Annotated in this window: 7 protein-coding genes; 5 read left to right on the top strand and 2 right to left on the bottom strand. The window is 48.1% G+C overall.

Annotated elements, in window-relative coordinates; genetic code table 11:
• The first annotated feature begins 67 nt into the window (after positions 1–67).
• From JGK14_RS05475 to JGK14_RS05485, 3 genes are all read left to right on the top strand, one after another.
• Positions 68–1,156, top strand: a complete 1,089-nt coding sequence (locus JGK14_RS05475; RefSeq protein ID WP_325314833.1) for an HNH endonuclease — start codon at positions 68–70, stop codon at positions 1,154–1,156.
• An 83-nt stretch (positions 1,157–1,239) separates the two neighbouring features.
• On the top strand, positions 1,240–3,114 hold the full coding sequence (locus JGK14_RS05480; RefSeq protein ID WP_293189380.1) for a DNA-directed RNA polymerase subunit gamma: 1,875 nt from the start codon (positions 1,240–1,242) through the stop codon (positions 3,112–3,114).
• A gap of 405 nt (positions 3,115–3,519) precedes the next feature.
• The gene (locus tag JGK14_RS05485; RefSeq protein ID WP_293324240.1) at positions 3,520–7,662 is read left to right on the top strand and encodes a DNA-directed RNA polymerase subunit beta''; all 4,143 of its coding nucleotides are present in this window, start codon (positions 3,520–3,522) and stop codon (positions 7,660–7,662) included.
• A gap of 306 nt (positions 7,663–7,968) precedes the next feature.
• On the opposite strand, the gene JGK14_RS05490 is transcribed toward JGK14_RS05485, so the two are convergent.
• On the bottom strand, positions 7,969–9,285 hold the full coding sequence (locus tag JGK14_RS05490) for an RNA-guided endonuclease InsQ/TnpB family protein (protein ID WP_293189379.1): 1,317 nt from the start codon (positions 9,283–9,285) through the stop codon (positions 7,969–7,971).
• Between the two features lie 740 nt (positions 9,286–10,025).
• Positions 10,026–10,421 carry a response regulator gene (locus tag JGK14_RS05495; RefSeq protein ID WP_293153459.1) on the bottom strand — a complete coding sequence of 132 codons (396 nt, stop codon included), beginning with the start codon at positions 10,419–10,421 and terminating at the stop codon, positions 10,026–10,028.
• Between the two features lie 1,472 nt (positions 10,422–11,893).
• On the opposite strand from JGK14_RS05495, the gene iscB reads away from it, so the two are divergent.
• A complete protein-coding gene (gene iscB, locus JGK14_RS05500; protein WP_293178516.1) occupies positions 11,894–13,186 on the top strand; it encodes an RNA-guided endonuclease IscB in 1,293 nt (430 codons plus the stop codon).
• A gap of 64 nt (positions 13,187–13,250) precedes the next feature.
• A complete protein-coding gene (locus JGK14_RS05505) occupies positions 13,251–15,803 on the top strand; it encodes a DNA gyrase/topoisomerase IV subunit A (protein WP_293189378.1) in 2,553 nt (850 codons plus the stop codon).
• Positions 15,804–16,084 lie beyond the last annotated feature (281 nt).

Raw genomic sequence — 16,084 nt, forward strand, 5'->3', positions numbered from 1 at the left:
AAATGCCTCAACAGTGTTCGTACCACTGTTGAGGCGAATCAACGCTCTAAAAAGGAGAGACGCTGACATGACTATTGTAACAGTTATCCCTGGAATTGAAGGAGAATTAGACCTGGCGACAGGCTGTATTAATTGGCAAGGCAGTAAGTTTGGTAACGGTTACGGGCGTAAGTGGATCGATGGCAAAACGGTATTAGTCCACCGATTAGTCCTCGAATCGAAAATAGCAGGATTCCTCGATTCCAGTTATTTTGCTTGCCACACCTGCGACAATCCCGGCTGCATCAACCCGGAACATCTCTTAGCTGGGTCTGCTGCTGAGAATACCGGACAAATGATGGGGCGCTATCGCAAAACTCCTAGACGAAAAAGTATTGCGGGACTTGATAAATTGTCGATCGCACAACTGCGGGAAATTCAGACTAAATATTTATCTGGAAAAGTCAAGAACCACCTAGCAAAAGAGTATGGGGTACAACATGAAACTATTACTAAGATCGTTCAGACAAATATTCCCGATAACTTCACCACAGTTTCCCCACGTTTTCTAGGAGAAATTCAAGACAACGGCTGCATAATTTTCCAAGGCGCAAAAGATGGTTCAGGCTATGGTAGGTACTTCAAAAATGGCAAGTTAAAATCAGTTACTCGTGCTGTTTTAGCAGAGAAATTAGGATGTGAAGTTCCCACCTATATGGATGCTTGTCATACTTGCGATACTCCCAGTTGTATTAATCCAGAACACCTCTGGGCTGGTACTCGCACTCAGAATTTATTAGATGCTTCCCAAAAAGGACGCACCCAAGGAAAAAGTCATCCCCTTTGCAACGCCAAATTAGACTGGGAAAAAGTGCGAGAAATCCGGCAAAAACTAGCAGCAGGAGAGAGAATGAAGGATGTAGCTGAAGCATACGGCGTAACTCCCTCAACTATACACACTATTAAGTATCACCTGACTTGGAAGGAAGAAGGCGAAGAGGTTCCAATTCCTCGCAGGGGTGGATATATCGATCGCAAACTGACTTTTGCTCAAGCACAGGATGTGCGAGAACGAATTAAAGCTGGAGAATCCATTGCTAAAATAGCTCTGGAATTTGCAGTATCGACAAGTGTCATTTATGACATTAAAAATAATGTCACATATAAAGGAGTCTGACATTGATTTAATTGCAAAACAATCAATCAAAACAGATAAATTACAGCAAACAATTTCAAGTAAATCATCGAGTGGAGTCAAGAATGGCTAAGATAGAACAACGATTTGATTACGTAAAGATTGGGTTAGCTTCACCCGAAAGAATTCGACAATGGGGAGAGAGAACTTTACCCAATGGTCAGCTTACCGGTGAGATCATAAAACCAGAAACAATTAATTACCGTACATTAAAACCGGAAATGGACGGATTGTTTTGCGAGCGCATTTTTGGGCCTGCAAAAGATTGGGAATGTCATTGTGGCAAGTACAAAAGAGTCCGTCATAGAGGCATTGTGTGCGAGAGATGCGGTGTGGAAGTCACTGAATCTCGTGTCCGCCGCCACCGCATGGGATTTATCAAATTAGCAGCTCCAGTGGCTCACGTTTGGTATCTCAAAGGCATCCCCAGTTACATGGCAATTCTGTTAGATATGCCCCTGCGAGATGTCGAACAAATTGTCTATTTCAATGCCTATGTTGTGCTGAATGCTGGTAATGCTGAAAAGCTCCAATACAAGCAATTGCTCACCGAAGATGCTTGGCTGGAAATAGAAGATGAACTTTACAGCGAAGATTCCACGCTGACAGGCGTAGAAGTAGGCATTGGTGCGGAAGCTTTGCAAGTTTTGCTGCAAAATATTCCGCTAGAAAGCGAAGCGGAAAAGCTGCGGGAAGATATTGCTAATGCTAAAGGTCAAAAACGCGCGAAGTTAATTAAACGTTTGCGGGTAATTGACAACTTTATCGCTACGGGTTCTCATCCCGATTGGATGGTACTCAATGTGATTCCGGTGATTCCCCCAGACTTGCGGCCGATGGTACAGCTAGACGGTGGACGTTTTGCAACCAGTGACCTTAATGACCTTTATCGGAGAGTTATTAACCGCAATAATCGCTTGGCCAGATTGCAAGAAATTCTGGCGCCGGAAATTATCATTCGCAACGAAAAGCGGATGTTACAAGAGGCTGTGGATGCGCTAATTGATAACGGCCGCCGTGGCCGGACTGTGGTGGGCGCAAACAACCGTCCGCTGAAGTCGCTGTCGGACATTATTGAAGGGAAACAAGGTCGTTTCCGGCAAAACTTGCTGGGTAAACGGGTTGACTACTCTGGACGTTCGGTAATTGTGGTGGGGCCGAAACTGAAGATTCATCAGTGCGGTTTACCGAGGGAAATGGCGATCGAGCTTTTCCAGCCCTTCGTCATCCACCGCCTGATCCGCCAAGGACTCGTCAACAACATCAAAGCAGCCAAAAAACTGATTCAACGCAACGATCCCAGCGTTTGGGACGTGCTGCAAGAGGTAATTGAAGGACACCCTGTCATGCTGAACCGGGCCCCTACGCTGCACCGTTTGGGGATTCAAGCCTTTGAGCCGATTTTGGTGGACGGGAGAGCAATTCAGCTTCACCCGCTAGTCTGTCCGGCTTTTAACGCTGACTTTGACGGCGACCAAATGGCGGTACACGTGCCTTTGTCTCTGGAATCTCAGGCTGAAGCGCGCTTGCTGATGTTGGCTTCTAATAACATTATGTCGCCGGCAACTGGAAGACCGATCGTCACTCCTTCTCAAGATATGGTGCTCGGTTGCTATTACTTGACAGCCGACAATCCTAACGGTCAAAAAGGAGCAGGTCATTACTTCTCTAATCTTAATGATGCGGTTGTAGCTTACGAACAAGGAGTCGTGGACTTGCACTCCTACGTGTGGGTGAGGTTTCAAGGCGCGATCGAAAACACAGAACCCGAAGGTGAACCGCTGAAGGTGGAGCGATCGACTGACGGTACTGTGACGAAAGAATACAAGTTCCGCCGCGTTCGGGAAGATGCAGAGGGTAAGAGGATCAATCAGTTTATTCGGACTACTCCGGGCAGGATTATTTATCACCAAACGATCGAATCGGTAATTAACAATTAGGAATTGGGTAATTGTTCAACAGTTGACAGTTGACAGTTGACAGTTGACAGTTTGAGAGCGACCTTTACCTAGAAGGAAGAGGATTGGAGTAATGAATAGTCTGATTTTAATTTCTCCCTCAAAGACTTGGGGCTTTCAACCAATTCTTTCTGGTAATTGGTAATTGGTAAGTCCTAAAGGCGAAAAAAATGAGGTGCGACTTAGCGGCAAGGTAGACAAAGCAAACCCTAAATATCGATGTTAGGCTGCTGAAATTCTATTAATTACCAATGACCAATGACCAATGACTAATGACAAGGTTCGCGAGCTCTTAAGCTCGCACTTCTGACCAATGACTAATGACAAGGTTCGCGAGCTCTTAAGCTCGCACTTCTGACCAATGACTAAATTACTAACAGCAGAAAAATGACAGAAAATAAGGAAAATAAGGAAATTGTTTTTCGCAATCGAGTTGTTGACAAAGGTCAGCTCAAAAAATTAATCTCTTGGTCATTCATGAACTATGGAACGGCCCGCACGGCGCAAATGGCCGACAAACTCAAAGACTTGGGTTTTCGGTTTGCGACCAGAGCGGGAGTTTCAATTAGCGTAGACGACCTGCAAGTACCGCCAATCAAACGACAACTGCTCGAAGCAGCCGAAGAAGAAATCCGAATCACCGAACAAAAATACACCAGAGGCGAAATCACCGAAGTCGAACGCTTCCAAAAAGTAATCGACACCTGGAACAGCACCTCAGAAGACCTCAAAGACGAAGTAGTCAAAAACTTCCGAGCCACAGACCCGCTCAACTCGGTGTACATGATGGCCTTCTCCGGCGCCCGGGGGAACATCTCCCAAGTGCGGCAGCTCGTCGGAATGCGCGGATTGATGGCAGACCCCCAAGGGGAAATCATCGACTTGCCAATTAAAACCAACTTCCGCGAAGGACTCACCGTTACCGAATACATCATTTCGTCCTACGGAGCGCGCAAAGGCTTAGTAGATACCGCCCTCCGCACCGCCGACTCCGGCTACCTGACTCGTCGGTTAGTCGATGTATCCCAAGATGTCATCGTGCGCGAAGTAGACTGTGGCACCCAACGCGGGATTCGTGTCCGCCCCATGACCGACGGTGCGACCGTGCTCATCCCCCTGAAAGATCGGCTGCTGGGGCGGGTGTTGGCCCGAGATGTGGTCAATCCCAAAACCAAAGAAATCGTGACTTTTGAGAACGAAAGAGCCGCCCGCAACCAGCCGATTACAGAAGAATTGGCAGGAGAAATCGGTAAGTCTGGAGTGCCAGAAGTTTATTTACGATCGCCCCTAACTTGCGAAGCCACCCGTTCCGTTTGCCAGTGCTGCTACGGTTGGAGCCTCGCCCACCTGAAAATGGTGGACATGGGAGAAGCGATCGGGATTATTGCCGCCCAGTCGATCGGGGAACCAGGAACCCAGCTCACCATGCGTACCTTCCACACAGGCGGCGTATTTACTGGAGAAGTCGCCAAACAAGAACGCGCACCATTTCCCGGCGTCGCCAAGTTTAAGAACTTACGCACCCGCGCCTTCCGTACCAGACACGGTGAAGAAGCCCTCGTCGCCGAAAACAACGGCAAACTCGTATTCGAGGGCGAAGGCTACGAAGAAGGCAAATCCGGCGCCAAAAATCAGAAGCTGAAAGTAGAATTCGCGATCGTCCAAGGTTCGACCCTGATGGTCAAAGACGGACAGCGCGCCATCCCCGGTCAAGTATTGGCAGAAGTGCCGATCGTCGGACGCGCCGCCCGCAAAACCACCGAAAAAGTCACAACAGACGTAGCCTCCGACTTGGCCGGCGAAGCCAAATTTGCCGACCTAGTACCAGAGGAAAAAACCGACCGTCAAGGAAACACCACCCGCACCGCCAGCAGAGGCGGACTGATTTGGATTCTCTCGGGTGAAGTCTACAACTTGCTCCCGGGTGCCGAACCAGCAGTCAAAAATGGCGATCGCATCGCAGCCAACAGCGTCATCGCCGAAACCAAACTCGTCTCCGAACACGGCGGCGTAGTCCGCATCGCCGACGAGCGAGAAATCGAAATCATCACCGCTCAAGTCCTTCTAGACCAAGCCATCGTCCGCGCCGAAAGCGCCGGCGGCCGCGAACACTACATCATCGAAACCGCCTCCAACCAAAGGTTTTCGCTCAAAACAGCACCAGGAAGCAAAGTCATCAACGGCGAAGTCGTCGCAGAACTGCTCGACGACAGCTACCGCACCGCCACCGGAGGCATCGTCAAATACGCCGGAGTCGAAGTCCACAAGCGCGGCAAAGCCAAACTCGGCTACGAAGTCGTCAAAGGCGGCACCCTGCTGTGGATTCCCGAAGAATGCCACGAAGTCAACAAAGACATCTCCCTACTCCTAGTAGAAGACGGCCAGTACGTCGAAGCCGGCACCGAAGTCGTCAAAGATATTTTCTGCCAAACCAGCGGCGCCGTAGAAGTTACCCAGAAAAACGACATCCTCCGGGAAATCGTGATCAAGCCCGGAACGTTGCACTCGGTCGATCGCCCGCCGCTCACTTACGGCGAAGGTCAAATAGTCAGTGCCGGTCAAGAAATCTTCCCCGGCTTAATTGCCGAAGAATTGGGCTATGCCGAATACATCGAAACCCCCGAAGGCCCAGCATTGCTGCTGCGCCCCGTAGTCGAGTACCCCGTACCCGACAAACCACCCATACCTTCCCAAACAGCCCTCAACGAGTCGATCGCCCTCAAAGCAGTCCAACGCCTCCCCTACAAAGACGGAGAGCGCGTCAAATCAGTCGAAGGACTCGAACTGCTGCGGACTCAGCTCATCTTAGAAATTGGTTCCGGCGCGCCGCAACTGGCAGCAGATATCGAACTCCTGCCCGACGATGGGGACGCCTTAGCTTTTGGAGCCGACGGTTCCGGCCCAGCTTGGGTTGGCTCAGAAGCGGCGGTGGCGTCGCAAGAACTAGCTCTCGTCGAAGGCGAAGAAGTCCCAGCGCCGTCTCGGATTTTCCGCTTGCAGTTAGTGATTTTGGAATCGCTGGTAATTCGGCGGGACGTATCGGCAGATCCGACCCAAGGCAGCACCCACACCAGACTATTGGTAGAAGACGGACAGTCGATCGCCCCCAGCGCAGTAGTCGCCCGCACCGAGATTCTCTGCAAAGAAGCCGGCATCGTCCGGGGCATCCGCGAAGGGCAGGGCGAACCCATCCGCCGATTGTTAGTCATGCGGGATGCCGATTCCGTCACAGTTTCAGTAGCGGGTACGCCCGAGGTGAGTCCCGGTCAATTACTCGTAGCCGGTACAGAAGTAGCGCCGGGAGTAATTCTGGAAGAGTCCGGTCAAGTCGTGAAAGTTATACCAACCTCCAATGACGGAGAAGAAGCCAAAATAGTATTGCGCGTAGCCCGTCCCTACCGAGTTTCCGGGGGTGCGGTGCTCCACGTAGACGACGGCGACTTGGTGCAACGCGGCGACAACTTAGTCATCCTCGTATTCGAGCGAGCCAAAACTGGGGACATCATTCAAGGTTTACCCCGGATTGAGGAATTGCTCGAAGGGCGGAAACCGAAGGAAGCTTGCATTTTAGCCAAGCGCCCGGGGACAGCTCAGGTAGTCACCGACGATGATGTGGTGGAACTCGCCGTAGTCGAGGATGACGGCCGAATCGAGCAATATCCTTTATTACCAGGCCAAAACCCGATCGTCTCCGACGGACAGCGCGTTGGCGTCGCCGAAGCCTTAACCGACGGCCCCGCCAACCCCCACGAAATTCTCGAAGTATTTTTCCAAGTCCTCAAAGAGCGCCAACCTACCTTCGAGGCCGCTTTGGAGAGTTTCCAGCAGGTGCAGACTTTCCTCGTCAACGAAGTGCAATCGGTGTACCAGTCTCAAGGCGTGGATATTTCCGACAAACACATCGAAGTAATCGTCCGCCAGATGACCAACAAAGTCCGCATGGAGGACGGCGGCGACACCACCATGCTCCCCGGCGAGTTGGTCGAACTGCGGCAAGTCGAACAGGTGAACGAAGCCATGTCGATTACTGGCGGCGCCCCCGCCGACTACACCCCGGTGCTGCTGGGGATTACCAAAGCTTCGCTCAATACCGACAGCTTTATTTCCGCAGCTTCCTTCCAAGAAACCACAAGGGTGCTCACCGAAGCTGCGATCGAAGGCAAATCCGACTGGCTGCGCGGCCTCAAGGAAAACGTGATCATCGGCCGCCTGATTCCCGCCGGAACTGGGTTCAATGCCTATGAGGATGCTAGCGTTCAAGATGCCGGTTTTGAGGGTGCTGTCTTTGACGACGACATCCAGGATTTGCAGGAAGATGTCGTGTTGGACGATCGCACTGCCCGCCGCAAGTATACGATCGAGAGTCCTTTTGATGTCGCCCGCGCCCCTGACATTGAATCCGATGAGGATTTTGAGGAAGTTGAGGTTGATGAGGACGATTTTGTCCCTGATACTGATGATGATTCCTTAGGCGCGATCGCCGATGATGATGATGATATCGGTTACGACTTCGACGAGGACGAAGACTAAAACGAGTGTTTTGAGATAGATTGCCGCGCAGCCAGCGATCCTGAACTGCGCGGCAATTTTTGAGAGATCCTCCCAACCAACAGGCGCAAGCGTTGGTTGAAAAATCTTAAATTTTTGGTTTCAAAACTTAAAATTCAAAATTCACAGGCGAAAGTGCGATCGGCACATCAAATCGCCCGAAAAAAGAAGGCAGAAGATATTCAGCCGCAGGCATAAATCAGAATTCATTGACACTCTCAGCGCTAAAGCGACTGAGATTCTTAAGACATTGCGGCCTTAATATCCTGATTGCTCAGGTTCCCAAACTCACCACGTTTGCTCTGCGAGCGTGGTGATATTTTTTGGGCGTTTAGGTGTTGAGCACCTAGTTTCGCGTCCTGGCCCACGTACCATTCTCAAAGCTCGATCTCTAATCGTTTTTGCAGCGCCAATATCGGCGTGTTCGTGATATCCGCACTCAACACAGATGAATTTTTCTCCATCTCTGTTGGATTTATCGATCTGACTGCAATTCCTGCATTCCTGACTAGAGTGTTTAGGATTAACTTTGATTACGATTTTTCCTTGCTTTGCAGCCAGATACTCAATCTTTAATCCCAAATCGCCCCAACCTGCATCAGACATAGCGCGATTCAATCCCTTTTTTCTGGATTGCCCATTCTTCAGAAACCTCCCAGTTTTCTCGTCACTTTTTACTTTACATCGGCGCATCATCCCTGAAATATTTAAATCTTCTGTGGCAATTACATCAACGTTACGAGATACTATTAAATTTGCAGTTTTCCATTGATATGCTTGACGCTTATCGCTAATCTTTTGATGGAAATTCCCAACTTTAATAGCTGCTTTTTTGCGATTTTTACTACCCTTAATTTTGCGACTAACCCGTCTCTGTCTGATTTTTAGAGTCCGCTTAGCTTTTTTGTTCGTCGAAAACTTGGGATTTTTGATTTGGTATCCATCAGAAAGGTGAACCAGTTTAGTGATTCCTAGGTCGCAACCTATTACTTTGGGGTTATCGCCAACAGGAGTAGCGCTGTATTCAGGTACAGATTTATCCTCTATTCTAATAGAAACATACCAGCCATTCTGGCGTTTTCTAACCGCGCAAGCCTTGATGGTAAACCCATCTGGGATTGAGCGAGAGTTGTAAAACCGCATCCAACCCAGTTTGGGTAGGTAAATTTTATTACCCTTGATTTTTACTCCCATCACGAAAGTAAAAGATGTGAAGTTGCTGCGGTTTTTAAATTTAGGAAATCCCCTACCTTCAAAGAAGTTTTTGTAGGCAATGTCTAAGCGTTTAACATTCTGTTGTAAAACTGTTGAGTCAATTCCACTATACCAAGGTCTAGCCATTTTTAACTCAGGTAATGCTGTAATCTGAATGTCACCAGCACTTCGACGAGGATTTCTAGCTTTGCCTTCTTTGTCAGACTTAGAATCTTTCCAAGGATTTCCGGTTGCGCCACTTTTACTTACGAAGCAGGTCAATGGTGAAGCTTCGCCTTTCGTTCTAATGTCACAGTAATTGCCTTGGATAAACTGCTGGCTGTACTGACAGATTCTGTCATTTAAGCACCAATTATACTGGCTTCGCAGCATATCTATCCAAGCAGACATTTTTGATGATTGTGTTTGATTGGGTCGCAACTTATAAACATAGTTTATTATCAATCTAGTTCACCTCCCTGGCTTGTATTTTAACATCTTTCTTTGGTTTTAAGTATTAAGAATCAAAAAAGATTCACGGCGGTTGAAACCGCCCGTGTCGCTTGCATCTCAGGTCTAAAGACACTGAGTTTTCCGCTTACCGAATGTTTTTTTATAAAACTTGAAAATTAAAATTTTTAATTGTTTGAATCAAACTATAAATAAAATTATTTCTTCCTTATAATACCAATTTTCAAAATTAATACAACATTAGTTGTAGGCTGTGGATCCACGAAAAATTCGTAGCTATATATCGACAATTTGACAGAGCCGCACCTGACCACAATGGTACAAGCGACCAAACAAAACATTTATTATGTCGCAATCTTTTGTCAAAATGGTATTATAAACACGCTCGCATTATTCAAGCCAGTCTGCGAAAATAACTATTTGTTCTGATGTGGGTTTAAGCACGAATTCGTAGGTTAGATTGAACACTAGGTCTTTAAGAAATATCAAGACTTTTCTTAAAAAGTCGATCAAATAAAAGCCGTCCTAGAAGGACGGGGCTGAAGAAGCCAAGTTTTCGGTAAAAGACCGCTAACCCAAGCGTATTAAACTACAAACTTCGTGGCTTCCCTCCGTTACATTTGTTACATCCGACAGCCGACGAATCCGTTGCTGAACTTCCTGCTTCAAATATGGTTCGCTTACTCAGGGAGCAAAGCCTTGATCCGATCGACAAACTCTTGATGGTCTACTACGGGTTTAGAGATGTAACCGTCGGCACCGCTTTGATCCAGAAAAGTTTCTCTATCACCGGCCATCGCGTGAGCCGTCACCAATATAATCGGCAGCGAGGCGGTTTGCGGGTCAGCTTTCAGCAGTTGAGTAATCTTAATGCCGTCAACAGATTTTCCCTGGTACACGCTGCGCGAAAGAGACACGTCCATTAAAATCAAATCAGCTTGGCCGGCCGCAGCAATCTGCATCACCTCTTCAACATTTTCCGTGTGCTTGACAGCTAAGCCCCCCCGCTTAGTAAGTATTTTGGAAAAAACTCGAGCATTAACCAAATCGTCCTCTACAATCAGAACGGTTTTCATAAATAAATATGGGAAGTATGGAAACTTTGCGACATGAGTCAAAAGAGGAACACGGCACGAGGATTAGATTCCCCGTCAAAAATGCAGAGTTTTTAGCGCCATCAGCCGGGAACCCTGCAAAACCCGCATATATTCCTTGAGCGACTACCGTGAGAGGGTGTACAGATGCCCAGAAGCATCCATTACCATCATTTAGACTACTACATACAAACAAACAGATACATTTAACCCGGTAGAAGCTGAAAATCAACCTTTACTGTGTATGGCACAATTGGTAAGATGCAATCTTACGCCTTTGTGTCGCGGATCTGTCACAGCCTTTAAAAAAAGGCTAAAAGTGCCATTCATATCACGCCCGATGCCATGACCGCAAGAAGGACAAACTGTTGGTTACCTTCTAACTTTTTGTGGTTCTGTCCATACTTTGAACAGGTTTTAGATGTATATTCTTCAGTCAGTCTGCTACAATACATCCGCGCTTAGATGCGGAAATGCTTTAACGTAAAATAGGGTGAACCTATTGATATTACTACAATCTACCACAGTCTACTAGAATATTTCAAATAATTGTCTACCTTAGATAGAGTGTTTAGTTGTTTTTTAGAACTAGACCTGACACTGACGCTCGTCTCACGATCCCCCGGTAGCAAGTTTTTAGTAACCTGTTGTCGATTTAAATTGTATATTTGAATTCTCTATTCCCCTTCACGGTTACATTTTCTCCCCGACGACCGAGAATCTCCCTCTCTCCCCCGAATATCGCAGACAATTTCGGGATTGCTACTGCTTATCCTCTCTTGTGGTCAGGACTCCAACTTGTACCATTTTAGATTTTAGATTTTAGACTGGGGACGATCGCTCGGATAGGGGTATGAAGGTGGACTGAGGTTGAGGGCAGTTCCATTACTTTTTGTAACTGCTATGGGAGTCCCGGAGCCTTGACAATTATTTTCTTTCTTGCTCTTAGAGTCAAGCAATGTTGATTGACCTACTCGGGCCTTCCCATTCGGATCGGAGTACCCAATATAGCGGGGATGGTTGGGGATTCGCCATTCTCAGTTTTGACCGCTATCGAGCTGGTGTCAGAGGCTTGAGAGTTCGCCCGGATAGATTTGACCCGGCTGAATTCTGAACGATCTGCCTTTGTGAGCGATTATAAGGAAAAGTATGACTGTGAATCAACCTTCTCGCGGCGGGTAAATAGACAGGTAGGCACAAAGGTCGGCAACATAGAGTAGCAAAGAAGCGGAGTAATTCGAGGGAAACGGAGTAATTCGGAGTACCCTGCTACACCAGATTTCACACACACCAAGAGTGTGATAGCCGCTGGAGGGTCATGACTCAATCAATTCGGGCAAGATTCAAGCGTCAGGGGAGGAACATCGCGTAGCTTCTGAACGTGGAACACCGCACCCTGGTAACAAGCCTGTAAGCCAATCGATGCAAACATTACCAAGTCCCCAGATGCAGAAATGCAAATTCAAGCTAATTACGTTTTCCTGTTGAATCACGACAGGACGTTCCTCAACATGGTGCATCCTGCCCGTGCTAGAGAGCTGTTGACCAAACAAAAAGCAGCGGTGTACAGATCATATCCGTTTGCGATCGTCCTCAAGCAACAGATTCTCAATCCCACACTCAAACCCTATCGGCTCAAAATAGATCCAGGTTCTAAATGGACGGGTTTCGCCATTCAATGCGGTGAAGATATTGTCTTCGGCATGGAACTAAAGCATCGAGGATTGCAAATCAGCGCTGACCTCAAACAACGGGCTAGCGTGCGAGGCTCGCGGCGTTCGCGCAATCTTAGATATCGAGCAAAGCGTTTTAATCGAAAGCAGCCTACAGGATGGTTAGCCCCCAGCTTGCGACATAGAGTTCAAACGGTAGAAACTTGGATTAAGCGATTCATGCGCTACAGTCCCATCACTGAGATTGAGATTGAGCAAGTCCGGTTTGACACACAACTGATGCAGAATCCTGAGATTAGTGGAGTGCAATATCAAGCGGGTGAACTGGCTGGCTATGAGGTGAAGCAATATCTACTAGAAAAGTGGGAACAAAAATGCTCGTACTGCGGTGCAACCGATACCCCCCTGGAAGTAGAACACATTCAGGCTAAATCAAAAGGTGGGTCAAACCGAGTCAGCAACCTTGCTCTTTCCTGTGTTCCGTGCAACCAGAAGAAGGGGAATCGCGATATCCAAGATTTCCTTTCGGGCAAACCCGACCTGCTACAACGTATTCTTGCACAAGCCAAGCAACCCCTTAAAGATGCAGCAGCAGTGAATTCAACCCGTTTTGCCATTGTCAGGATGGCAAAAGAGCTATGCGACACGGTGAAGTGTTGGACGGGCGGCAGAACTAAATTCAACCGCACTCAACAGGGCTTAGAGAAGTCACATAGCATTGATGCCGCCTGTGTCGGGAAATCTGGTCGCTCGATTCAATTGAGAACAACTCAGCCTCTGATTGTCACGTGTTTTGGGCACGGCACAAGGCAGGAAATACGAGTCAACAAACACGGGTTCCCAGCAGTGAAAAATACACGAGTACGATACAAGCACGTCAAAACAGGCGATACAGTTAAGTTCACGCTGGATACTGACCGCAAGAATTCACGAGCCGGAACCTATACGGCGCGAGTGAAAAAACCTACTGCAAAGGGTTTTGAGGTTTTAATTAATCAGTTTCGTATTGGAGTTTCTACCATAAAAAACGTGAAGTTTATTCACCGACAGGACGGCTACTCATATCGATTTTAGTTCACTCCGTTTCACCCCAGAATACTCCGATATTCTGCTATCTAGTAATTAGACATAAGGACTCATGGCTAAACAACTCAACCTACTTTCCGGGCAAGTAATTTCTACGCCTCTGCACGCCGAGATGCAGCAATCGTACCTCGAATATGCCATGAGTGTGATCGTCGGGCGAGCTTTGCCTGATGTCCGCGACGGTTTAAAACCTGTGCACCGTCGAATTTTGTACGCGATGCACGAACTCGGTTTGACACCAGACCGACCTTACCGCAAGTGCGCCCGGGTAGTTGGAGATGTTTTGGGAAAATATCACCCCCACGGCGACCAATCGGTTTACGACGCTCTGGTGCGAATGGCTCAGGAGTTTTCGAGCCGCTATCCTTTGCTGGCGGGTCACGGCAATTTCGGTTCGGTGGACAATGACCCTGCTGCTGCGATGCGCTACACGGAAACTAGACTGGCATCGATCGCCCACGAAGCCATGCTAACCCAAGTCGGTGACGCAACTGTTGATTTTACTAATAACTTTGACAGTTCGCAGCAGGAACCGACGGCGCTCCCTGCTCAGTTGCCGTTTCTGTTGCTCAACGGTTGTACTGGCATTGCTGTCGGGATGGCTACTAATATCCCGCCGCACAATTTGGGCGAGGTGGTAGACGGTTTAATTGCTTTGATTGAAAATCCGGAGATCTCGGATGAGAAGTTGATCGAACTAATTCCGGGCCCAGATTTCCCGACCGGAGGGGAAATCGTCTCTACAGAGGGCATTGTTGATGCCTACACTAAGGGTCGAGGTAGCATTGCGGTCAGGGGTATAGCTGGGGTGGAAGAAGTGCCTGGGAATCGCAAGGTACGAACTAAAACGGCGATCGTCGTGACGGAGTTTCCGTTTCAGGTAAATAAGGCAGCTTGGATTGAAAAGGTGGCGGAGTTGGTGAATGCCGGCCGCCTCGACGGTATTTCTGATTTGCGTGACGAGAGCGATCGCGAAGGCATTCGAGTTGTAATTGAACTTAAACGAGAATTTACTCCAGAGGCGGTGCTGGCTCGTCTTTACCAACAAACTGACCTGCAAACAAATTTTGGCGCGATTTTGCTGGCAATTGTCAACGGTCAACCCCGACAGTTGACCTTGAGACAATTGTTGCAAGAATTTCTCGATTTCCGAGAAGTGACTCTCACCCGCCGCTACAATTACGAGTTGCAGGCGGCAGAACGTCGCTGTCACATTGTCCAAGGCTTAATGTTGGCTTTGACAAATCTTGATACTGCGATCGACATTCTCAGAAATGCTCCTGACGGGACTACTGCTAAGCAAACTTTCCAAGTTCGCCTTAATCTGAGCGAAAGTCAAGCTGATGCGATTTTGGCGATGCCGATGCGTCGGCTGACTGGTATGGAAAGGCAAAATTTGCAGTCTGAGTTGGATGAGTTGATGGGGAATATTCAAGAATTGCAGCGGTTGTTGAGCGACAGGCGCGAACTTTTGAAGGCTTTAAAGAAGGAATTGCGATCGCTAAAACGCAAGTACGCTGACGAACGTCGCACTAAATTTGCCAATGGAACCGGACGCGCCAGAACTGCTCAAACACAACCGGCTGGCAAGAAAAATGCTGGTGTGAAGCCTTTGTTGCCGGCAACAATTTCACCTAATTTATTGCCCGATATTGAACCGGAGGAAACTATTGTTGAATTTTCGCACAAGCAGTACGTGAGACGATTGCCCGCTGCGGAACGCCCGCGCTCGAAAAGTCGCGAAAAATCGGTTTCAGCTTTAGAAAAAAATGAAGATTTTATTGTGACGGCAAACCTGACAAAAACCGATCGCACTTTGGTCGTCTTAATTCCTAACGGCAAAGCTTATCCGCTGAAAGTGGCTGATATTCCTAGTAGCAGCCAAAAAGACCGGGGAACGCCGATTGTTAGTTTGTTGTCGCCCAGTGCTACTAAAGAAAGTGCAGGTCGTGCTTTCTCGGAAATCACAGTTGCACACTTTATTTTGCCGGAAAATTCGGAGGCTGCGGATTTAGTAACTCTGACTCAACAAGGCAAAATTAAGCGCTTGCCGATGCAGGAATTTGCTGAGCTGACTAATCGCGGCGTGACTGTTGTTAAACTCAAGGAGGACGATCGACTGCGTAATGCTAGTCTCAGCAAAGTTGGCGACCAAGTGGTCGTCGCAACTTCGGGAGGTCGAGTCCTCCGATTTGATGTTGATGACGAACAACTGCCGCCCATGGGCCGCACCGCCCAGGGTTCTCAAGTCACCAGGTTGCGGAAGCAGGAACAGTTGGTGGGTTGTATTACGATCGACCGGGAGGACAGTCTGGTGCTAATTTCGGAGTTGGGTTGGGCTAAACGAATGCCTGCGGGTTCTGTCAGGCTGACTAACCGCGGCGAAATTGGCACTCAAGCTTTTCGCTTTGCAGAGCCTAAAGATGCTTTGGTTGGATTGCTGCGGGCTGTTCCGGGTACGGATGTTAAACTTTTTACGACTGCTGGCCGCCTGCTGCGATCGACTACTGATGCTATAGCTTTTTGGGGGAAGGATGCTCCGGGCGATCGGGTTTTTGACCTCAATCCTGGTGAAAGAATTATCAAGGTTATCAGTAGTCAATAGTCAATAGTCAGTAGTCAGTAGTCAGTAGTCAGTAGTCAGTAGTCAATAGTCAGTAGTCAGTAGTCAATAGTCAGTAGTCATTGGTAATGGGTAATTATTTGGGGAGCATCTCAGTTTTGTTTTTATAGTGCTGTCCCCGCTCGCGAGGGTTAGATCGGCAAGCGACCGGGGACGATCACACTAAAAGAAAAAATTATTTTTACAAAAATGAAATTCTCCCATTATTCTTCCCTCTTCCCTCTTCCTTCTTCCTTCTTCCTTCCTCCAAATCTAAAATCTAA

Source organism: Microcoleus sp. PH2017_28_MFU_U_A (assembly GCF_020738035.1).
Taxonomy (GTDB): Bacteria; Cyanobacteriota; Cyanobacteriia; order Cyanobacteriales; family Microcoleaceae; genus Microcoleus.